Source organism: Haloarcula sp. HT12 (assembly GCF_055271655.1).
Window position 1 is genome coordinate 824,856 of the sequence record NZ_JBUXKW010000001.1, and the last position, 17,798, is coordinate 842,653.

Consider the following 17,798-nt stretch of genomic DNA (forward strand, 5'->3'; position numbering starts at 1 on the left):
GAGAGAGCGTTCGTCAGGCCAAGAACACGTGGCGCGGTCGGTCGGCAAGCACGTCGCGGCCCCAGTCGACCGTCTCCCTGAACTCATCGGAGCGGAAGAAGGCCATCGCGTCCTCCTGTGAGTCCCACTGGCTCGCGATGAACATATCGTTCTCGTCGTCGTGGTTGAACAGCAGCGAGGTCTCGCGGTGGCCGTCCATCTCTTCGAGCAGGCCGCCGACGGTGTCGAACTTCTCGACGAAGTCCTCGTGGTACTCAGGTTTGACCGTGTAGAACATCCCCATCGTCCCGAACCCGTCGCCCTCGCCGTGGCGACCGACGACGCCGGGGAGGTCGGTGAGGTAGTCGCTGGCGGTCTGGGCGGCGTCCTCAGTGTCCCACAGCGACGCGACGGCCGAGAGGTCGCCGTCGGCGTCGCCGTACACCGTCGTCTGGACGTGGGTGTCGTAGCGGTCGAACGCGCTCCGGAGGTCCGCGACCTCCTCGTCGAGCGTCTCGGCGTCGGCCTCGGAGTAGACGACCAGCGCGTACACGTCCTCGCCGTGCGGTTGCCCGGCGTAGACGCCCGCCGATTCGAGAGATTCGCGGATGGACTGGGACGATTCGGCGGCCTGGTGGTCGCTGTCGTCCTCAGTTTCGCCGCTCTCGTCGGCCTCGCCGAGGGGACCGCCGAGCTGTTCTTCGACGCCGTCGATGTCTTTCAGGAACCCGGCCGCCGTCTCGGCGGCGTCTTTCGCCGTCCAGATGCTGACGACGTAGGTCTGGCCGCTGTCGGCGCGCACGGCCGTCCGGACGTGGCGGTCGTAGTGGTCGAAACTGCTCTCGAGATCGGACACGTCGTCGACGATGTCCTCCGCATCTGCCGAGGAGTGGAACACCAGTGCGTAGTCGCCGGCGTCGTACGCATCGCCCTCGTGCAGCCCCAGTCGACCGAGCCGCTGTGGGGCGTCGTCGACCTCCTCGAAGTCGGCCGAGACATCCGGCCGGCCGCCCGAGCTACTCGACGACTCTGAGTCGTCCTCGCCGGAGGATTCCTCCGAATGCGGATGGTCGCCCTCGCCGGCGCTCCCGGGGTGGGCACCGCCGTGGCTGCCGGTGTCGCCCCCAGCGTGTGCCCCGGCCTGTGCGTCGCTCGAAGTCGGCTCTTCGGCGTGGCTGTGACTCGCGCCGGCATCGGCGGGTGCGTGCTCGTGTTCCGCAACGTCCGCCGGCGTCTCCGGAACCGACTCGTCGTCGGTCGGGACCCGCTGGCCCGCCAGGACGGCTGGCAACTCCGAGGGGTCGAACCGCCGGCCGACGTAGAAGGGACCGAACTCGGCGAACTGCGAGGTCGAGGGGTCGAAGCGCATCTCGGTCAGCAGCTCCTTGATGTGGCGCATGTCGTCGCTCCAGAGCGTGATACCCCACTCCCAGTCGTCGAAGCCGATGGAGCCCGCGATCATCTGGTTCACGTCCCCGCCGTAGGTGCGGCCGATGTCGCCGTGGCGTTTGATGTGGGCCGCCCGCTCCTCGAAGGACGTGTCGTACCAGTTCTGGTCGGGCTGGCGGCGCTTGCTCATCGGGTAGAAGCAGACGAACTCGTCGTCGGGCACGTCGGGGTGGAGCCGGGCCTGGATGTACTGGGCCAGGCCGGAGTCGTCGTCCACCTCGCCCTCGAAGTACTCGCGTGACTTCTCGGTGTAGCCCGAGGCCTCCGTCACGGAGACGTAGGAGAACTCCCGCTCGGTGAAGGCGGCGAACTCCGTCTGCTCGAAGTGCCGTTCCGCCGCGTCGAGGTCGCCCATCGTCGGCCGCAGGTGGAGGATCATGATGTCAGATTTGTGACCCATGACGGTGTACACCGCCGTCTGGCCCTCCTCGGCGTCCTCGACGGCTTCGTACGCGTCGAGGAAGCCGATCCCCTCCGAGAGCGCACGGTCGCGGACTCGCTGGGGGGCCTCGCGCCAAGCGTCCCAGTCGATGCTCCGACAATCGTGCAGCGCGTACCAGCCCTCTTCCGTGGCTGGCGGCTTTCGTTGGTCCATAGATGCCGGTTACAGGTCGATAGTAAGGAAACTTCCCATGTCGTTCCACGACGGCAACTTCTGAGCCAGCAGTTCGGACTGTGTCTTTATTATTTCGACGTGTCAGCTGGTCGGTGTTGTCGCATGAACAACCCAATCGATAGACGGGTCGCAACTGCCCTCCAGTCGTACACGGTACTTGCGGTTATCGCGATTCTTATCGGTGCCGCGGTCGTGCCGTATGCGGCATCTGTCGCCGAGGGCGACGAACAGTACGTCGCTGTGGTGAACATCGACGAAACGATTTCCAGTTCCAGCTCACAGGAGACGATACAGACGCTCCGCGAGCTTCGCAGCAACGAGTCGGTGGCGGCTGTCGTCCTCCGGGTATCGAGCCCCGGCGGCAGCGCCGCCTCCAGCGAGTCGATGTATCTGGCCGTCAAGCGGCTCTCGGCGGAGAAGCCGGTGTACACGAGCGTCGACCAGTACGCCGCCTCCGGCGCGTACTACACCGCGGTCCCGAGCGACCGGATCTACGTGACGCCGGCCAGTATCGTCGGCCACGTCGGTGTCATCGGCACCGCGCCGAGTGACGGCCTCAGTTCGTCCGCCACAACGGGGCCCGACAAGGCCCATCGGGGCATGACGCGCGACGAGTACTTCGCGAGCCTCGAATCGATGAAACGGTCCTTCGTCGGCGCGGTCATGACCGAGCGCGGAGACAGGCTCGAAGTGTCTCGTGAAACTGTCGCCGAAGCGTCGGCCTATCAGGGTGGCCGCGCGGTCCAGACCGGCTACGCCGATGAAATCGGTGGGCTCGAAGCCGCGATAGCCGGCGCGGCTGAAGCCGCCGACCTCTCGGCGTACCAGGTCGTGTACCACAACCCCGCGGATCCGCAGGGACTGCTCCTCCTCAGTGGCGGGAGTGACGCCGGCGGGAACGCTACCGTCGCTGCCGAAGACGCGCCGTACACGTTCCGCGGTGTCGACTCGGTCCACTTCCTCATGATATACGGCACGCCGGAGAACCAGCAGGTCGTCTACAACAGCAGCGCACAGGGAGGTGCCTGAGATGGCGGGATCGAGTGCAATCGCACGTGCGGGCTTTTTCGCCGCTGTCGTCGTCCTCGCGGCGGTCGTCGGAACCGCGGTGATCGGTGGTGGTGGGAGCCAATCGGCTCCCGAGGTATCCCAACTGAACGCGGCCTCGTTCAACAGCGACGAGGCCGTCGCAACCCCGGCGGACGAGAGCGGTGCCCTCTCGATGACAGCGGACGCGTCCGGAACGGTCGTCGTTATCGACGTGGCCCACGCCGGAGATATCGACCGCGAGGCGCTCACGCCGCTCGTGTCGACCCTGACGGAAAGCGGCGCGACGGTTCGGTACCACGTCGGCGAGCGGCAACGCGGTAGCCCGCTCAACGAGTCGCTCCGTTCGGCCGACGCCTTCGTCGTCCTCGGCGCGGAGCAGCGTTACACCGAGAGCGAACTGAACGGCCTGGCCGCGTTCAGCGACGCCGGCGGTCGCGTGCTACTGCTGAACGAGCCATCGCAGGCGAGTCCCGCCGGACTGGGGCTTCTCAGCCCGGTCGCCTCGGACAGCGTGACCAAGCCGATGGCCCCGCTGGCGAGTCAGTACGGGCTCTCGTACGGGAACGGCTACCTGTACAACATGCACGAGTACGACACCAACTACCGGAGCGTCTACGCGACGCCGGCGAGCGACACGGGGCTCACGGAGGGTGTCGATCGGGCGGTGTTCTACGCCGCCGTCCCCGTCCGGGGCGGTGACGTGGCCGTCACTGCGACGGAACAGACGACGCTCTCACAGACCCGGCGACAGGACACGTACGGCGTCGTCACCCGTTCGGGGAACGTCGTCGCTGTCGGGGACACGAACGTCGTCACCCAGGAGTTCCTCTACCGGGCCGACAACGAGCAACTGGTCGGGAACCTGCTCGATTTCCTCGTTTCGGGAGAGAAATCACCATCAGACGCGCCACAGACCGCAGACGAAGGCGAGTCCCGACCCGGTGGACCGCTCCCCGGTGCAGGCGGTGGCAACGTCCCACCGTCCGGAGAGCCGACACCGGACGCGACTGAGACGCCCGACGAATAGGGCGTCACCGCGCGGTTCCTCGGCTGGACCGATCGCACAGAGCAAACGGACAGCGATTGGCGGAGTCCGCCAGACGCAGTCAGTCGTCGAGGTCGAACACGCGGCGCAGTTCGCGCTCGATCTCGTCGACGTATTCTGAGAGCACGGCGTCGAGTTTCTCGTCGTCGACGATGATCGCCGAGAGCCGGTCGGCCGGGTTCTCCGGCAGTTCGACACTGAACTCGCCGTCCTCGTAGAACGGCTCGGACTCGTTGAGGATCTGCTGGTCGATTGCGTGGACCAGTTCCGAGTCGTACGCGTCGTTCATCCGCTCGAAGGCGTTCTTGTAGGCCTTCTGGAGCTCCGTGAAGTAGTTCGCGTACTTGTCCTCGAACTTCTCGGGGTCGAACTCTGTCATTGGCAAAAGCGTACGGGGCCGGGGATAAAGATGGCCCGATGTTCACCGTTGTATCGTGCGCGCGTCCTTCTGGGGGAGGTACATCGTGAGATACGCGACGAAGCAGATACCGAAGATGCCGCCCAGGACGAGAAAAACGCGGATGTCCAGCCCGGCAATCGCCGCGATGATCTCTTCGAGCGTCGTCCGCGGGTTCGCGAAGCCGAACGTCTCAGTGTAGGCCAACAGGCCGGCGACGACGACGAGTGCGATATCGAACAGGCCCCGGGAGTCCATCGTGGGGTGTTCGGAGAAGCGGACGTATAGCTTTTATTGCTGATACCGGCGGCCGAGTGCTGAATCGGCGTACCGCTCGTTTTGTTGGGTTTCGGTTACGAGAGTTGCTCGCTGATAATCTCGTCGGCCGCCTCGATGAACGCCGATTCCTCGCCAGCGGGGATGGTCGCGCCCGCCGCGATGTCGTGGCCGCCGCCGTCGCCGCCGACGGACTGGGCGGCATCGCGCATCACGACCGAGAGATCGACGCCCCGGCCGACCAGCGGGCCGGTTGCCCGCGAGGACACTTTCGTCTCGGCGTCGTCGGTGCTGGCGAACGCGATGATGGGCTTGTCCGAGTCGACGCCGTCGGTCCCCAGAGCCATCCCAGCGACGATGCCGACGATGGTTTCACGGATGGCGTCGCCAGCATCGAACCACTGGACGTTCCCGGCCTGCGTGACGCCCCGTTCCTGGACGAGCGTGAGCCCGTCCGAGAGGTTCCGCCGGTGGTTCGACAGCAGCGTTCGCGCCCGCTCCAGCGGGGCGTCGCGCTCGCCGAGACACACCGCCAGCCCCACGTCCGCCCGCTCGTAGCGGGCCGTGGCGTTCAGCAGCGTCGAGAACTCGCTCGCGTCCCGGAGCTCCGTCCCGCGCGGTTCCGCGGTGAGCGTGTAGGTCGTGCCGATGAGCGTCTCAATCTTGTCCGCCGGCACGCCGCGCTCGACGGCCCGCTGGACCAAGCCGCTGGCGACGGTCTGGCGCTCATCGTCGGAGAGATCCGCCCACGTCCGCCACTCCCCGTCGGCTTTCAGGTCCAGGCCGAGGCCCTCTAGGAACCGTGTTGCGCCGGCCTGGTCGTTCGAGATGCCCGGAATCGGGACTTCCGTGGCGTACTCGAGCAGTTTCGGCAGCGGCCGGGTCTGCTTGCCGTACAGCGAGAGGTCGGTCCCCTCCGCAAGCACGTCGGCGTCGATCCCCTCCTCGACGAGGCCGGCGTTGGCCCCGACGAGTTCGCCGCCGACGGCCTGCATGTCCCCGACCGCCCCGACGACCGCCAGCGCGGCGAGGTCGCGGTTGTCCGTTTCCTCGGTCGAGAGTGCGCGGGCGAGGACGTACGCCGCGCCCGCGCCCGACAGTTCCGACGCGCCGTTGATGCCCTCAAGCAGTGGGTTGAGGTGGGTGTCGAAGTCGGCGTAGCCGTCGGTGTCGACGACCGCATCGGCGTGACAGTCGGCCGGATCCGACGGCTGGTGATGGTCGGCGATGACCGCCTCGAAATCACCCGCGGCGACGTGTTCAGAAATAACGTCGAGCTGTCCCGAGCCAAAGTCGGTGAACAGCACGGTGTCGTACTCCCGGGCCGCGATGCTCTCTATCTCGGTGGCGTCGAGTTGCTTCTTGAACACGGTCTCGACGGGGATACCGGCCCGCGACAGCGCCGCGGTGGCGATGGCGGCGCTGGTCAGCCCGTCGGCGTCGATATGCGAGGCCAGCAACACGCGGTCGGCCGCCCGGAGTCGGTCGGCGCAGGCGGCCGCGCGGTCGGCGAGCGCTGGAACGGGGCCGGTCGTAGTCATCGTACCGGGGATAGGTGCGCTCCGGGATAAAAACGTTCAGACGCGCGGCCGCCGTGGCAGGTCACGCGTTGGCGGACCGGCGTGCCCCGACGCGCTACGTGACATCGCGCTGCTCGCTGAGCGTGACGGTCCGGTCGGCCGACTCGACGGTCGTCTGGACGGTAATCCAGCCGTCTTCCTGCTCGATGGCGTAGGCGTCGCCGTAGGACAGGTCGACGCGCCGGGTCGTGGTGTAGGACTCGTCAGCTTCGAGCGTCCCGACGTCCTCGGATCCCTCCCAGACCACGTCGCCGTCGGTGGAGTTGCCGGCGTAAATCCGCGTGTAGACGGTAACGTCCTCGGCCGTACTGTTCTGTTGGTTCGTCAGCGTGGAGGTCACGTCACGGCAGGTCCGGCTGCACTCCTCGATAGCATCGACGGTGAACGCGAACGGCGGGGTGCTGGCCGCGCCGCCGTCGGCGGTAGCGCCGTCGGTACCGGTGTCGTCGCCATCGCTTGCGGAATCGTCGACAGGGGTCTCCGTCGGGAACTCCGAGGGGTCCTCGCCGCTGCGCTCCCCCTGAAACGGGCCGAGGCCGGCGACGAACGCTCCGCCGACACCGGCGAGCAAAAGCACGAAGACGCCGCCGACCGCGAGTAGCTTCCCGTCCATCGGTCTACGTACCGCCCCCCGTCTCCGTCCCGCTCACGTCCGAGCCCGGGCTACCGTCGCTCCCGCCGGCGAGGAACTCCTGGATCAGCTCGATGATAGTCGTGACGAAGTCAGGGACCTGGTCCGGGAGGTCGCCGGGCGGGCCGATGGCGGCCGTCGCGTCGTCACTGTCCACCGTGGGGGCGGCCGCAGCCGCCCCGGTCAGGAGTGTCAGTGCGAGCACCAGCGTGCTGACCGTGCGCAGTAGGGTTCGTGTCATCGTCGTCCGTTCGTTGGTCCCTACACCCCATCAAGTAGCCAGACGGTAAAGCCGAATAGCCGCGGGTTTCCGTCGTTTTACGCGATTAAACCAGTATTAAACCGAATGGCACCCTGTTATTATAATGGTATCAGTCATACGAGAGTACATGCGTGTTGTCATGATCGACCCGCAGTCGGAATCGTTTCGAGCTACCTGCCGACCGGAGCGAGCGCGATGAGTCTGCTCGGACGGTTCGCGTTTGCGATCCGCGCCAAGCTCAACGCCCTGCTCAACCGGACGGCGGACCCGGCGGCGGAGCTGGACTACTCCTACGAACAGATGCGGGACGAACTCCAGGACGTGACCCGCGGTATCGCCGACGTGACGACCCAGAAGAAGCGCCTGGAGATACACCGCCAGCGGCTGCGGTCCAACGTCGAGAAACACGACTCCCAGGCCCGGGCCGCCCTGCAGGAAGGGCGCGACGACCTCGCGCGACGGGCGCTGGAAAAGAAGCAGATCAACGTCAGCCAGATCACGGAGCTGACGGGCCAGATAGACGACCTGCAGGAGACACAGGACCGGCTGGTCGGCAAGCGGGCCGAACTCAGCAGCCAGATAGAGCAGTTCCGCACGAAAAAGGAGACGATGAAAGCCCGCTACCAGGCCGCCGAGGCGTCGGCCCGGGTCTCGGAGGCGTTTACCGGCGCTGGCGATACGATGGCCGACGTGCACCGCTCCATCGAACGCGCGACGGAGCGCACCGAGCAGATGGAAGCGCGCGCGGCCGCGCTGGAGGAACTCGAAGAAAGCGGCCAGCTCGAGTCCGTGCTCGACGAGGGCGACTCCATCGACCAGGAGCTCGACCGCCTCTCCAGCGAGCGGGCCGTCGAGAACGAACTGGCAACGCTGCGGGCCGAGATGGACCAGCGCGAAGCCGTCGAAGAAGCCGCAGAGTAGCCGCGCAGCGCCGCCGAAGCCACACCAGAGCCGTTATTCGTGATGTGTCGGAGCGGCCGCCTCGACGGCCTCGCAGGCCAGCGCCTCGAAGTCGGCCTGCTCGGGAACGACGTCGACCGAGATGCCGGCGTCCTCGGCCGTCTCCCGCGTCGGTTCGCCGATTGCGCCGACAGTCGCCTCGTTCAGCCCGTCGATGGCGGCCTCGCGGACGCCGCGCTCGGCGGCCGCATCGAGGAAGTGCTCGACCGTGAGCGAGGAGGTGAACAGTGCGGCGTCGAGGTCGCCGCTGGCTGCCAGCTCCGCGGACTCGCCCGATCCCGCCGGCCGGACTAGCCGGTACAGCACGGTTTCGTGGACGTACGCGCCGGCGGCTTCCAGCCCGTCGGTCAGGACCGCCGAGCCGTGGTCCGACCGAGCGACCTCCACTTTCGCGCCGTCGACCGCGTCGGCCAGCGCCTCGACCAGTCCCGTCGAGGAGTACTCCGCGGGGATGACGTCGACGCCGTAGCCGGCTTCGTGGAGCGCCTCGGCGGTCGATTGGCCGATGGCACACACCGTCGCCTCGCCGGGACCCCAGCCGGTCTCGGCGGCGAGTTCGACGCCGGTTTTGCTCGTCAGCACCACGAAGTCGGCGTCGGTACGCGGCGTGACCGGATCATCCCCCTCGGTGGCTGATTCGACCGCCAGCATGGGGTCGGGCACGGGATCGGCGCCGAGCGATTCCAGCAGTTCGACCGCGCTATCGAGTCGGTCGTCGGCTGGGCGGAAGGCGGCCACGCGGAGGCGCGGTTCCTCGCGCATCAGTACCCCTCCAGGAACTCCACTACCCGCTCGCGCTCGCCGGCCACCTCGCCGATGACGGTGATGGCGGGGGGTTCGATATCGGCCGCATCGCGGACCGAAACGATGGTTTCCAGCGTCCCGGTGGCGACCTGCTGGTCGGGCCAGGTCGCTCGCTCGATGAGCGCCACGGGCGTGTCGGGGTCCATCCCCGCTTCGCGCAGTGCCTCGGTGTACTGGGGCAGCTTGCCGACGCCCATCAGGACGACGAGCGTGCCGCCGGTCGCCGCGAGCGCGTCCCAGTCGACGGCCGACTCGTCTTTCGTGGGGTCCTCGTGGCCGGTGACGAAAGAGACCGAGGAGGTGTAATCGCGGTGCGTGACCGGAATACCAGCAGCTTCCGCGCCGGCGATTGCGCTCGTGATGCCGGGGACGATCTCGACCGGAATCCCGTTGTCCGCGAGGTGAGCCAGTTCCTCGCCGCCGCGGCCGAACACCGTCGGGTCGCCGCCTTTCAGCCGAACGACCGTGTTGCCGTCCTCGGCCAGTTCGACCAGCCGGGCGTTCGTGTACTCCTGTGGCGTCCACTCGCCGCCGGCGCGCTTGCCCACGTCCTCGCGTTTCTCCTCGGGAATCATCCCGATAATTTCGGGGCCGGGGAGCTTGTCGTGTAACACCACGTCGGCCTCCTCCAGCAAGCGCTTTGCCTTGACTGTCAGCAGGTCGGGGTCGCCGGGGCCGGAGCCGACCAGGTACACTTTGCCGGGCGCGGCGTCGGTCATTCTTCGTCTTCCTCCCGCGCCGTCGATGCGTCGTCGTCAGCTCCTGTCGAGTCCCGCTTGGCCTCGGCGATGAGGTCGTCAGCGCCCTGCTCGGCGAGTTCGGCCGCGAGGTCCTGTGCCGCGTCGATGTGGCGCTCGGCCGGAACGTCGCGGCCGACCGAGACCTCCTCCGTGCCGTCCTGTGAGAGCACGCGCACTCGCGTGTGGATCACGCCGCCTTCCAGGTGGGCGTGGACGCCGATAGGTGCGACACAGCCGCCGCCGAGCTCTTCGAGGATCGTCCGCTCGACGGTCGTCTCGACGCGGGTCTGTGGGTCGTCCAGCCGGTCTTTGATGTCCAGCGCGAGGTCGCCGTCGACGGCGGTTACCGCCAGCGCCCCCTGTCCCGGAGCCGGCACGAACCGGTCGGGGTCGAGGTCGGACATGCCGACGTAACGCGTGAGGCCGGCCCGGTGGAGACCCGCCTTCGCCAGCACGATGGCGTCGTATTCGGTGTCCGGGTCCCGCTCCATCGCCCGCCGCTCGAACTCGGTGAGGTCGTCGAACCACTCCTCGACGGTGCGGTCGTAGGGGTGTTCCTCGTCCTCGTCGGTGTCGGGGTCGCCGGCGTTGCCCTTGCGCTCCTGTTCGGCCTCGTGGCGCTCCTGGTGTTCCTGCTGGAGCGACGGGGCCAGCAGCTTCGCGATGCGCGTGTCGACGTTGCCCCGAAGCGGTTCGACGGTGAGGTCGTCGCGCTCGGCGAGCAACTGCGCCTTGCGTCGCAGGCTCGACGTGCCGACGGTCGCGCCTTCCGGCAGTTCGTCGAGCGAGCGGCCATCCGGGGTCACCAGCACGTCCTCGGCGGCGGCCCGCTCGGGGACCCCCGCGACGACGAGACGCTCCGGTCGCTCGGTCGGCATGTCCTTCATCGAGTGGACCGCCGCGTCGAGTTCGCCGTCGAGCACCTTCTCGTCGAGGCTCCGGACGAACGCGCCGGTCTTGCCCAGCCGGTGGATGAGTTCGTCCCGGATCTGGTCGCCCGTCGTCTCCACCTCGACGAGTTCGACCGAGAGCCGGCGGCTCGACAGCCTGTCCCGGACCGTCTCCGCCTGGCGTAACGCGAGGTCCGAACCCCGCGTCGCCAGTCGCAGTGTCTCCCCGCGTGTTGTCATACCCGACACTCCACGGTCAGCGCGTAAAAACGCACTTCTTCGTCGGTTCCGTGGCCACTCCCGACCCCGCGTCGTTGAGCGGTCCGGCCCCCTGCTAACGCCTCACCACGGCTCGTTTTTCAGGCCGAGCAGGTAGGCGATGCCGTTGGTGACGACGTGTAACACCGGCGTCGCGACGACGACGACGACCAGCACCGGGAGCGTGAACGTCTCGGTGAACCACGACGGCGCGGCCACGAACGCACAGAGCAACGCCCCGACGACGAAATCCAGCTGGTCCAGCCCGGGGAACGCCGCCCCGCGCTCCCGGCCAGTTCGGCGTTTGAGGAAGGATGCGCCGATGTCACCGAGCATCGCACCGAAGGCGAGTCCCAGCCCCGCACGGACCGGAAACGTGGGGAGGTCGACTCCCAGCGCGGCGCTCACGCTGGGCGCGATCTGCGTCAGTCCGAGCGCGAGCAACGTCCCGGCGGCGGTTCCGATCAGCGTCCCGCGCCACGTCTTGCCGTCGCCGAGCACCCGCCGCCCGCCCCACGTTCGGCCGCCGTCTATCGGTCTGCCGCCACCGGCGAGAACCGCGGCGTTGTTCGGGATGTACGCCGGCAACATCGCCCACAGCGCCCAGACGACAGTGTCGACCGTCTCCATATCCCCGCCGTCTGCCCCCGTCGTCTTAATCTGTGTGACTCGCTGGTGCAGCACCGGCGACCCACACGGACGCTTCCACACCTGCGGCTAGCCACGTTCAAAAAACGGAGAAAGCTGGCCTCAGAACGGCGCTTCGGGGCCTTCGTCTTCGTCGCCGCCGACGTCGCCGCCGCGGGACTCGCCGGGGAAGGAGGGGCTCATGCCGCCGCTGCCGCCGGCCATGCCTTCCTGCTGGTCCATCCCGGTTCGGGCGGTGACCTCGTTGATCTCCGGGATCTCCTTGGTCATGCGCGTCTTGATGGCCTGGATGGTCATCGGCGAGATGCCACAGCCGGAACAGGCGCCGCCGAGGCGGATCGTGACGCTGCCTTCCTCGCGGTCGATCTCCTCGATGGCCGCGCTCCCGCCGTGCATCTGGATCTGGGGGAAGTTGCGGCGCAGGAAGTTTGTGATTCGCTCTCGAAGCTCGTCTCCGCCGTCCTCTGTCTCGGTACTCATAGTGAGTCGTATTCGGTCCCGGGAGGGCTTAGACCTTTGGACTAACATCTATATCACGGGGCGCAAGACGCGGTCCGCGGGCACGCGTGTCAGTTACCCCAAACACACCTGAAGCTTCTACGGGCGGGAGGAGTAGACCGTCACATGACACCTCCCGCTGACGAGACGCGGCTGTTCGAGTGTGACACCTGCGACGGCGTCGGCATCGGACACAACCGCCCGAACTGCTGTGAAGCGCCGATGGCGGCGGTCGAGACGACGGACACAGCCGTCGAGGAGCCCTCTCTCGAAACCCTGCTACAGACCGTCTTCGACATGTCCGGCACCGAGCTAGATGTCTGTCTCTGCGTAATGGAAGGCGGTGAGCTGACCGTGACGGAACTGGCCGAGCAGATCGGTTACGACCGGAGCGTCGTCGCGCGGCATCTCAACCACCTCGCCGACCTCGGCGTCGTCGAGAAGCGACGGCGCATCAGACCCGAAGGCGGTCACGTGTACGTGTACACGCCGCAGCCGCCCGAAATAGTCAGAGAGCGGCTCCGTGGGGAGTTCCTGTCGTGGGTTCGGCTGGCAACGGCGCAGTTGGGCGACTTACAGCGCGAGAAGGTCGAGTCGATAGCCGACGCCGAGACCGACGAGCGGCAGTGGACCGTGTTTCAGGAGCAATGAGGGTGGAGCGTCAGAGCCGGTCCGCCGTCACCGCGTAAACGCCGCCGAGAACGACGCCGTAGACGACGTGCCACAGCAGCGACGGGGGCGCGAAGTTCGGAAACGGCGGCGAGGCCGGCGAGCCGACGACACTGAGCCAGACCGGCATCACGAGCGCCGCGAAGACGGCCCACGTGACGACGCCCCAGCCGACACCGAGGCCGAGCAGTTTTCCGGACGACTCCGCGTTCAGCAGACTTGCCAGTCCGGCGAACATCACGCCCATCACCGCGCCGTGCGAAAGGTGGACGACGAGGCCAGCCCCCGGACTCGGCGGCGGCGCGAGCCCGTACAGGGAGGGGATAGCAACGGCAAGCGTCGGGGGGTTCATCACCAGTATCAGCGCGCCCATGACGGCGCTCCCGGCGATGCCGCCGAGCACACCCGCTTTCCAGTTTCCGGTACCGAAGTCGTACGTCTGGGTCGTTTCTGTCGTCGTTGACATGCATCCGAAAGATCACCACGGGTGTCAAAAGCGCCGGCGGGGCTGTTCGACCTCGTACCACGTCCCCGCAAGAGCTATACACCGGCTCTCGTTGGCCATGACTAGACAGGTAACCAACTTTCAAGCCGGGACCGGACGGACAGGTAGTATGGCAGACTCAGACACAGTGATGGCTCGGTTCGAGACGCCCGATATCGACGACCTCCCCGAGGACCTACAAGACCGTATCGCGGAAGAGACTGACCGCGCCGGCTTCACGCCGAACATCTTCCCGGCGATGGCGTATCGGCCCTCGCATTTCCGGGCGTTTTTCGCGTATCACGACGCGCTAGTCGAGGAGACGGAACTGGAACGGGAGGAAGTCGAGATGATAATCGTCGCCGTCAGCGGCGTCAACGACTGCCTCTACTGCATCGTCGCCCACGGCGCGCTCCTGCGTATCTACGCCGACGCGCCGAAACTCGCCGAGCAGGTCGCCGCGAACCACCGGACGGCCGATATCAACGAGACCCACAAGGCGATGCTCGACTTCGCGGTGAAACTGACCGAATCGCCCGCCCGTATCGAGGAGGAGGACCTCGAACGGCTGGAGGAACACGGCTACAGCCGCCGGGCGATCTGGGACATCGGCAGCGTCGCCGCCTTCTTCAACCTCTCGAACCGCCTGGCACAGCTCGCCGACATCCGCCCGAACGACGAGTTCTACGACCTGGGCCGCTGAGGGGCGGCCGCGTGCCGACCGCGCTCCGACTCAGGCCGCCTCGGCCGGCCGCACCGTTTCAGCGCCACACTCCGGACAGGTCAGGTCCTCGACCGCCGCCGCGCGCTGTGCGAACTCGGTCCCGCAGTCGTCACAGCGGAACCTGTAGTGATGGTCCCCGGAGCCGAACAGCTCGGAGACTGTGTCAAGCACTCCCATACTAGTGTACTCACTAACCGCAGCCCCCAAAATCTTCCGGCTGAGATACATCTTCGGCGGGGTTTGATACATATAGGGTACATCACAGCGCGTACCTATACACCTAGTAGTTCGGGTCTTGCCTATCAGGGGCATCCACAGGTGTATGAACAAAACACTCTACCTGATGCAGAAGGACAGCGAGACCCGAATCGAAGTCGACGACGACGGCTACGACCGGATCATGGAGAACGGCAACGTCGTCGGCCACCACATGAGCAACCCCATCGTCAAGCTGACGTAAGCCGGCACGCACACCACAGTCCAGGTATCGTGGCTGACGCGCAACATCCGGGAGTTTTTGCCGCTGGCTGTTGAAGCCGACAGCAATGAGTGACGCCGACGGCGGTCCGAAGCAGGTCTCGGACCCGGCCTACCACAGCGAGAACCATACGGCCGCCCAGACCTGCGGCTGGACGAAAAACGCTCTGCGCGGGGAGGGGAAGTGCTACAAATACATTTTCTACGGTATCGAGTCCCACCGCTGCATCCAGATGACACCAGTCGTCAAATGCAACGAGCGGTGCGTGTTCTGCTGGCGCGACCACGCCGGCCACGCCTACGAGCTCGGCGACGTGGAGTGGGACGACCCCGCGGCGGTCGCCGACGCCTCCGTCGAACTCCAGCGGAAACTGTTGTCTGGCTTCGGCGGCAACGACGAGGTGCCCCGCGAGGTGTTCGACCAGGCGATGGAACCGCGTCACGTCGCCATCTCGCTGGACGGCGAGCCAACCCTCTATCCGCACCTGCCGGAACTCATCGAGGAGTTCCACGACCGCGACATCACCACGTTCCTTGTCTCCAACGGCACGAACACGGAGATGCTGGCGCGGTGTGACCCCACGCAACTGTACGTCTCCGTCGACGCTGCCGACCGGGGGACGTTCGATTCGACGGTGCAGGCGATGGAGGACGACGCCTGGGAGTCGCTGATCGACACGCTGGACGTACTGGCCGCGAAAGACGACACCCGCACCGTCATCCGGACGACGCTGGTCAAGGGCCACAACATGCACCACCCCGAGTGGTACGCGGCGATGTGTGACCGGGCCGACGCGGACTTCGTCGAGATGAAGGCGTACATGCACGTCGGCCACTCGCGGGGCCGCCTCGACCGTGACTCGATGCCCGACCACAGCGAGGTCCGGGCGTTCACACAGGAGATGGGCGAGTACCTCCCAGATCACGACGTGCTGAAAGAGGTCGAGGACTCCCGCGTGGCGATGCTGGCCGAGAACGAGAACACCTGGGTCCCGAAACTGGAGAAGTCGAGCGAGTTCTGGGAACAGGACGCGCTCGTGGACTACTGAAACGTGACGGCGAGCAAAGCGAGCCGTTTTTTTGCCACCGAAAGACACGCTGCGCTCATCTTTCGAGCCTTGCTTCGCTTCGCTCAGCAAGACCACGTTTTTGCGCGAGTGGTGCGCGGAGCGCACCCGAAGCGGAAAAAGGTGGTCTCGGGAACAGGACCCGCTCGTGGAATACTAGCTGCAACGGGCGTCAGAGAAGCACGATCACAGCAGTGTGATGAGACGGAACGTGTTAGGCAGCGGTTTAAATTGTGTTCGTGACGGACCGTAAGACGCGCTTCTGCTACCAACCCTACACCAGTTTTTTGCTGTTCCAAAAGTGGAACGCATTCCACCTTCGGTATGCTTATCCGGCGGGAATCCATACCTGACTGCATGGCTGAATCAACGGGACAGGGCGTCGGTCGGGACGAGCTGGCGACGCTGAAACTGCTCGCCCTCGACGGTGCGCTCGACGAGTCGACGAAGGTGTCCTGTGCCGACCTCGGAGACCGGCTGGACGCCTCGAACCAGACCGCCTCGCGGCGGCTCCAGCGGCTCGAAGACGCCGGGCTGTTGGCCCGAAACATCGTTAGCGACGGACAGGAGGTCGAACTGACCGGGGACGGGGAGCGCCGCCTCCAATCTGAATACGCCGACTACCGCCGGATCTTCGAGGCCGACGCCAGCGTCGATCTGACCGGCGTCGTCACCTCGGGGATGGGCGAGGGTCGCCACTACATCACGCTGCCGGGCTACATGGAGCAGTTCATCGAGCGGCTGGGGTACGAGCCGTTCGCGGGCACGCTCAATCTCGAACTCACGGCCGAGAGCGTCCGCAAGCGGGCGCGGATGAGCGCCATCGAGCCGGTCACCATCGAGGGCTGGGAGGACGACGAGCGGACCTACGGCCCCGCGTACTGCTACCCCGCCTCGATAGAGGGCAGCGACGGCGAGTACGAGCCGGCCCACGTCATCGCGCCCGAGCGGACCCACCACGGCGAGGAGCAACTCGAAGTGATCGCACCGGAGAAGCTCCGTGAGGTGCTGGAACTGGCTGACGGGGACGAGGTGATCGTGCATGTCTCGGAGTGAGGACGCCACCGTCGACGCCGACAGCGTGGCCGACGCCGTCGCGGCGTTCGCCCGCGGCGAGCCGGTGCTGGTCCACGACGCCGCCGACCGCGAGGGCGAGACGGACCTCGTCTACCCGGCCGGCGCTGTCACCCCCGAAGCCGTCGCTCGCATGCGAAACGACGCCGGCGGTCTCGTCTGTGTCGCCCTCTCGGACCGCGTCGCCGACGCGCTGGAACTGCCGTTCATGCAGGAGGTCCTCGATCACCCGACTGCGGCCGACCACGACCTCGCGTACGACGAGCGCTCCTCCTTTTCGCTGACGGTGAACCACCGCGACACCTTCACCGGTATCACCGACGACGACCGCTCGCTGACGATCCGGGAACTGGCCGCCATCGCGGGGGACCCGGACCCCGACGCGTTCAGCGAAGCGTTCCGGTCCCCGGGCCACGTCCACCTGCTCCGGGCGGCCCCGGACGGCCTGGCCGACCGCGAAGGGCACACCGAACTCGCGCTCGCGCTCGCGGCAGCGGCCGATCTGCCCGAAGCCGCCGTCGTCTGTGAGATGCTGGACGACGAAACCGGCGCAGCGCTACCCCCAGCAGCAGCACGGGCATACGCCGAGCGCGAAGGACTGGTGTACGTCGAAGGCGCCAGTCTGCTGGAGCGGTTCGAGTAACGGAGTCCGAAGCGGAGCCTGGCGTGGGTTTATATCAGACCCGTGTCAGTCAGTGAGTATGGCCTGGTTCGAACGCCCACAGCCCGAGATGGGTACTGAGGGCGACGTGATCTGGCGACGCGTTGTCGCGATACTAATCGACGTAGTGCTTATCGGAGTCGTCTCGACAGCCATCATCGGCGTCCTCGGGCAGATTCGACTCGGAGTGCTCGGGAACCTCTTCGGACTCATAATCGGGTTCGGGTACTACATTTACTTCGAGGGGACGTACGGGCAGACCATCGGCAAGATGGCCCTCGACATCGTCGTCGTGACCGAGGACGGCGGGCCAATCGACTACGGGCCGGCGGCGATCAGAACCCTCTTGCGAATCGTTGACGCCTTACCGGCGTTCTATCTGATCGGCTTCGTCGCCATGCTCGTCACGGATCGCAAGCAGCGAGTCGGCGATATCGTCGCGGATACCGTCGTCGTCCGTGCCGGCGAAACCGGGAGTGCGATGTGAGGCAGGGGTCGGACTCCCGGAACGAAGTCACGGCTGTAGATGGAAGTCGACGGCGGGACGGACCGCCGCTTC

General features: G+C 66.5%; 23 protein-coding genes. 10 read left to right on the plus strand and 13 right to left on the minus strand.

Going from position 1 to position 17,798, the window contains the following annotated elements; genetic code table 11:
- Positions 1-13: 13 nt before the first annotated feature.
- Positions 14-2,023, minus strand: a complete 2,010-nt coding sequence (locus ACY9XZ_RS04390; protein ID WP_463455837.1) for a heme-binding protein — start codon at positions 2,021-2,023, stop codon at positions 14-16.
- Between the two features lie 123 nt (positions 2,024-2,146).
- Here ACY9XZ_RS04390 and ACY9XZ_RS04395 point away from each other — a divergent pair, with 123 nt between their 5' ends.
- A complete protein-coding gene (locus ACY9XZ_RS04395) occupies positions 2,147-3,073 on the plus strand; it encodes a S49 family peptidase (RefSeq protein ID WP_463455838.1) in 927 nt (308 codons plus the stop codon).
- 1 nt (position 3,074) lies between these two features.
- Positions 3,075-4,121 (plus strand): DUF4350 domain-containing protein, encoded by a 1,047-nt coding sequence (locus tag ACY9XZ_RS04400; protein WP_463455839.1) that lies wholly within the window; start codon positions 3,075-3,077, stop codon positions 4,119-4,121.
- 79 nt (positions 4,122-4,200) lie between these two features.
- Here ACY9XZ_RS04400 and ACY9XZ_RS04405 read toward each other — a convergent pair whose 3' ends face one another.
- The 5 genes from ACY9XZ_RS04405 to ACY9XZ_RS04425 all read right to left on the minus strand — a co-directional run bounded on the left by ACY9XZ_RS04405 (position 4,201) and on the right by ACY9XZ_RS04425 (position 7,264).
- Positions 4,201-4,518: a DUF5783 family protein gene (locus ACY9XZ_RS04405; protein WP_463455840.1), complete on the minus strand. Its 318-nt coding sequence runs from the start codon at positions 4,516-4,518 to the stop codon at positions 4,201-4,203.
- 42 nt (positions 4,519-4,560) lie between these two features.
- Positions 4,561-4,794 (minus strand): hypothetical protein, encoded by a 234-nt coding sequence (locus ACY9XZ_RS04410; protein ID WP_424327417.1) that lies wholly within the window; start codon positions 4,792-4,794, stop codon positions 4,561-4,563.
- A 95-nt stretch (positions 4,795-4,889) separates the two neighbouring features.
- The gene (locus ACY9XZ_RS04415) at positions 4,890-6,353 is read right to left on the minus strand and encodes a DHHA1 domain-containing protein (RefSeq protein WP_463455841.1); all 1,464 of its coding nucleotides are present in this window, start codon (positions 6,351-6,353) and stop codon (positions 4,890-4,892) included.
- A 94-nt stretch (positions 6,354-6,447) separates the two neighbouring features.
- Positions 6,448-7,005: a hypothetical protein gene (locus tag ACY9XZ_RS04420; RefSeq protein ID WP_463455842.1), complete on the minus strand. Its 558-nt coding sequence runs from the start codon at positions 7,003-7,005 to the stop codon at positions 6,448-6,450.
- Positions 7,006-7,009: 4 nt separating this feature from the next.
- A complete protein-coding gene (locus ACY9XZ_RS04425; protein WP_463455843.1) occupies positions 7,010-7,264 on the minus strand; it encodes a hypothetical protein in 255 nt (84 codons plus the stop codon).
- Between the two features lie 216 nt (positions 7,265-7,480).
- On the opposite strand from ACY9XZ_RS04425, the gene ACY9XZ_RS04430 reads away from it, so the two are divergent.
- Positions 7,481-8,206, plus strand: a complete 726-nt coding sequence (locus ACY9XZ_RS04430) for a PspA/IM30 family protein (protein WP_463455844.1) — start codon at positions 7,481-7,483, stop codon at positions 8,204-8,206.
- 33 nt (positions 8,207-8,239) lie between these two features.
- Here the strand turns inward: ACY9XZ_RS04430 and ACY9XZ_RS04435 are convergent, their stop codons facing one another.
- From ACY9XZ_RS04435 to ACY9XZ_RS04455, 5 genes are all read right to left on the minus strand, one after another.
- Positions 8,240-9,007 carry a uroporphyrinogen-III synthase gene (locus ACY9XZ_RS04435; RefSeq protein WP_463455845.1) on the minus strand — a complete coding sequence of 256 codons (768 nt, stop codon included), beginning with the start codon at positions 9,005-9,007 and terminating at the stop codon, positions 8,240-8,242.
- Positions 9,007-9,768, minus strand: coding sequence for a uroporphyrinogen-III C-methyltransferase (gene cobA / locus ACY9XZ_RS04440; protein WP_463455846.1), 762 nt, complete (start codon positions 9,766-9,768; stop codon positions 9,007-9,009). The genes ACY9XZ_RS04435 and cobA overlap by 1 nt, the downstream gene beginning before the upstream one ends.
- Positions 9,765-10,919 (minus strand): hydroxymethylbilane synthase, encoded by a 1,155-nt coding sequence (hemC, locus tag ACY9XZ_RS04445; RefSeq protein ID WP_463455847.1) that lies wholly within the window; start codon positions 10,917-10,919, stop codon positions 9,765-9,767. Before hemC ends, cobA begins: the two co-directional genes overlap by 4 nt.
- A gap of 102 nt (positions 10,920-11,021) precedes the next feature.
- A complete protein-coding gene (locus ACY9XZ_RS04450; RefSeq protein ID WP_463455848.1) occupies positions 11,022-11,567 on the minus strand; it encodes a CDP-2,3-bis-(O-geranylgeranyl)-sn-glycerol synthase in 546 nt (181 codons plus the stop codon).
- A gap of 120 nt (positions 11,568-11,687) precedes the next feature.
- Positions 11,688-12,065: a NifU family protein gene (locus ACY9XZ_RS04455; protein WP_463455849.1), complete on the minus strand. Its 378-nt coding sequence runs from the start codon at positions 12,063-12,065 to the stop codon at positions 11,688-11,690.
- Between the two features lie 144 nt (positions 12,066-12,209).
- Here ACY9XZ_RS04455 and ACY9XZ_RS04460 point away from each other — a divergent pair, with 144 nt between their 5' ends.
- Positions 12,210-12,734 (plus strand): helix-turn-helix domain-containing protein, encoded by a 525-nt coding sequence (locus ACY9XZ_RS04460; RefSeq protein ID WP_463455850.1) that lies wholly within the window; start codon positions 12,210-12,212, stop codon positions 12,732-12,734.
- 10 nt (positions 12,735-12,744) lie between these two features.
- Here the strand turns inward: ACY9XZ_RS04460 and ACY9XZ_RS04465 are convergent, their stop codons facing one another.
- Positions 12,745-13,218, minus strand: a complete 474-nt coding sequence (locus ACY9XZ_RS04465) for a DUF6789 family protein (RefSeq protein WP_463455851.1) — start codon at positions 13,216-13,218, stop codon at positions 12,745-12,747.
- A 148-nt stretch (positions 13,219-13,366) separates the two neighbouring features.
- Here ACY9XZ_RS04465 and ACY9XZ_RS04470 point away from each other — a divergent pair, with 148 nt between their 5' ends.
- On the plus strand, positions 13,367-13,939 hold the full coding sequence (locus ACY9XZ_RS04470) for a peroxidase-related enzyme (RefSeq protein WP_463455852.1): 573 nt from the start codon (positions 13,367-13,369) through the stop codon (positions 13,937-13,939).
- A 30-nt stretch (positions 13,940-13,969) separates the two neighbouring features.
- On the opposite strand, the gene ACY9XZ_RS04475 is transcribed toward ACY9XZ_RS04470, so the two are convergent.
- Complete coding sequence (locus ACY9XZ_RS04475; protein WP_463455853.1) at positions 13,970-14,137, minus strand: FmdB family zinc ribbon protein; 168 nt, start codon at positions 14,135-14,137, stop codon at positions 13,970-13,972.
- A 145-nt stretch (positions 14,138-14,282) separates the two neighbouring features.
- Between ACY9XZ_RS04475 and ACY9XZ_RS04480 the strand changes: the two genes are divergently transcribed.
- The 5 genes from ACY9XZ_RS04480 to ACY9XZ_RS04500 all read left to right on the plus strand — a co-directional run bounded on the left by ACY9XZ_RS04480 (position 14,283) and on the right by ACY9XZ_RS04500 (position 17,726).
- On the plus strand, positions 14,283-14,420 hold the full coding sequence (locus ACY9XZ_RS04480; RefSeq protein ID WP_004964745.1) for a hypothetical protein: 138 nt from the start codon (positions 14,283-14,285) through the stop codon (positions 14,418-14,420).
- Positions 14,421-14,505: 85 nt separating this feature from the next.
- Positions 14,506-15,486: a 4-demethylwyosine synthase TYW1 gene (twy1, locus tag ACY9XZ_RS04485; RefSeq protein WP_463455854.1), complete on the plus strand. Its 981-nt coding sequence runs from the start codon at positions 14,506-14,508 to the stop codon at positions 15,484-15,486.
- 375 nt (positions 15,487-15,861) lie between these two features.
- The gene (locus ACY9XZ_RS04490) at positions 15,862-16,560 is read left to right on the plus strand and encodes a DUF120 domain-containing protein (protein WP_463455855.1); all 699 of its coding nucleotides are present in this window, start codon (positions 15,862-15,864) and stop codon (positions 16,558-16,560) included.
- Positions 16,547-17,221 carry a 3,4-dihydroxy-2-butanone-4-phosphate synthase gene (gene ribB, locus ACY9XZ_RS04495; protein WP_463455856.1) on the plus strand — a complete coding sequence of 225 codons (675 nt, stop codon included), beginning with the start codon at positions 16,547-16,549 and terminating at the stop codon, positions 17,219-17,221. The genes ACY9XZ_RS04490 and ribB overlap by 14 nt, the downstream gene beginning before the upstream one ends.
- Before the next feature lie 58 nt (positions 17,222-17,279).
- Positions 17,280-17,726, plus strand: a complete 447-nt coding sequence (locus ACY9XZ_RS04500) for an RDD family protein (RefSeq protein WP_463455857.1) — start codon at positions 17,280-17,282, stop codon at positions 17,724-17,726.
- Positions 17,727-17,798 lie beyond the last annotated feature (72 nt).

Bases quoted from the DNA above. Each gene is read 5' to 3' on its own strand.
- ACY9XZ_RS04435 (WP_463455845.1), bottom strand. From the start codon at position 9,007: ATGCGCGAGGAACCGCGCCTCCGCGTGGCCGCCTTCCGCCCAGCCGAC.
- ACY9XZ_RS04405 (WP_463455840.1), bottom strand. From the start codon at position 4,518: ATGACAGAGTTCGACCCCGAGAAGTTCGAGGACAAGTACGCGAACTAC.
- ACY9XZ_RS04450 (WP_463455848.1), bottom strand. From the start codon at position 11,567: ATGGAGACGGTCGACACTGTCGTCTGGGCGCTGTGGGCGATGTTGCCG.
- ACY9XZ_RS04460 (WP_463455850.1), top strand. From the start codon at position 12,210: ATGACACCTCCCGCTGACGAGACGCGGCTGTTCGAGTGTGACACCTGC.
- cobA (WP_463455846.1), bottom strand. From the start codon at position 9,768: ATGACCGACGCCGCGCCCGGCAAAGTGTACCTGGTCGGCTCCGGCCCC.
- hemC (WP_463455847.1), bottom strand. From the start codon at position 10,919: ATGACAACACGCGGGGAGACACTGCGACTGGCGACGCGGGGTTCGGAC.
- ACY9XZ_RS04475 (WP_463455853.1), bottom strand. From the start codon at position 14,137: ATGGGAGTGCTTGACACAGTCTCCGAGCTGTTCGGCTCCGGGGACCAT.
- ACY9XZ_RS04430 (WP_463455844.1), top strand. From the start codon at position 7,481: ATGAGTCTGCTCGGACGGTTCGCGTTTGCGATCCGCGCCAAGCTCAAC.
- ACY9XZ_RS04410 (WP_424327417.1), bottom strand. From the start codon at position 4,794: ATGGACTCCCGGGGCCTGTTCGATATCGCACTCGTCGTCGTCGCCGGC.
- ACY9XZ_RS04415 (WP_463455841.1), bottom strand. From the start codon at position 6,353: ATGACTACGACCGGCCCCGTTCCAGCGCTCGCCGACCGCGCGGCCGCC.
- ACY9XZ_RS04420 (WP_463455842.1), bottom strand. From the start codon at position 7,005: ATGGACGGGAAGCTACTCGCGGTCGGCGGCGTCTTCGTGCTTTTGCTC.
- ACY9XZ_RS04395 (WP_463455838.1), top strand. From the start codon at position 2,147: ATGAACAACCCAATCGATAGACGGGTCGCAACTGCCCTCCAGTCGTAC.
- twy1 (WP_463455854.1), top strand. From the start codon at position 14,506: ATGAGTGACGCCGACGGCGGTCCGAAGCAGGTCTCGGACCCGGCCTAC.
- ACY9XZ_RS04490 (WP_463455855.1), top strand. From the start codon at position 15,862: ATGGCTGAATCAACGGGACAGGGCGTCGGTCGGGACGAGCTGGCGACG.
- ACY9XZ_RS04480 (WP_004964745.1), top strand. From the start codon at position 14,283: ATGAACAAAACACTCTACCTGATGCAGAAGGACAGCGAGACCCGAATC.
- ACY9XZ_RS04390 (WP_463455837.1), bottom strand. From the start codon at position 2,023: ATGGACCAACGAAAGCCGCCAGCCACGGAAGAGGGCTGGTACGCGCTG.
- ACY9XZ_RS04465 (WP_463455851.1), bottom strand. From the start codon at position 13,218: ATGTCAACGACGACAGAAACGACCCAGACGTACGACTTCGGTACCGGA.
- ribB (WP_463455856.1), top strand. From the start codon at position 16,547: ATGTCTCGGAGTGAGGACGCCACCGTCGACGCCGACAGCGTGGCCGAC.
- ACY9XZ_RS04500 (WP_463455857.1), top strand. From the start codon at position 17,280: ATGGCCTGGTTCGAACGCCCACAGCCCGAGATGGGTACTGAGGGCGAC.
- ACY9XZ_RS04470 (WP_463455852.1), top strand. From the start codon at position 13,367: ATGGCAGACTCAGACACAGTGATGGCTCGGTTCGAGACGCCCGATATC.
- ACY9XZ_RS04455 (WP_463455849.1), bottom strand. From the start codon at position 12,065: ATGAGTACCGAGACAGAGGACGGCGGAGACGAGCTTCGAGAGCGAATC.
- ACY9XZ_RS04400 (WP_463455839.1), top strand. From the start codon at position 3,075: ATGGCGGGATCGAGTGCAATCGCACGTGCGGGCTTTTTCGCCGCTGTC.
- ACY9XZ_RS04425 (WP_463455843.1), bottom strand. From the start codon at position 7,264: ATGACACGAACCCTACTGCGCACGGTCAGCACGCTGGTGCTCGCACTG.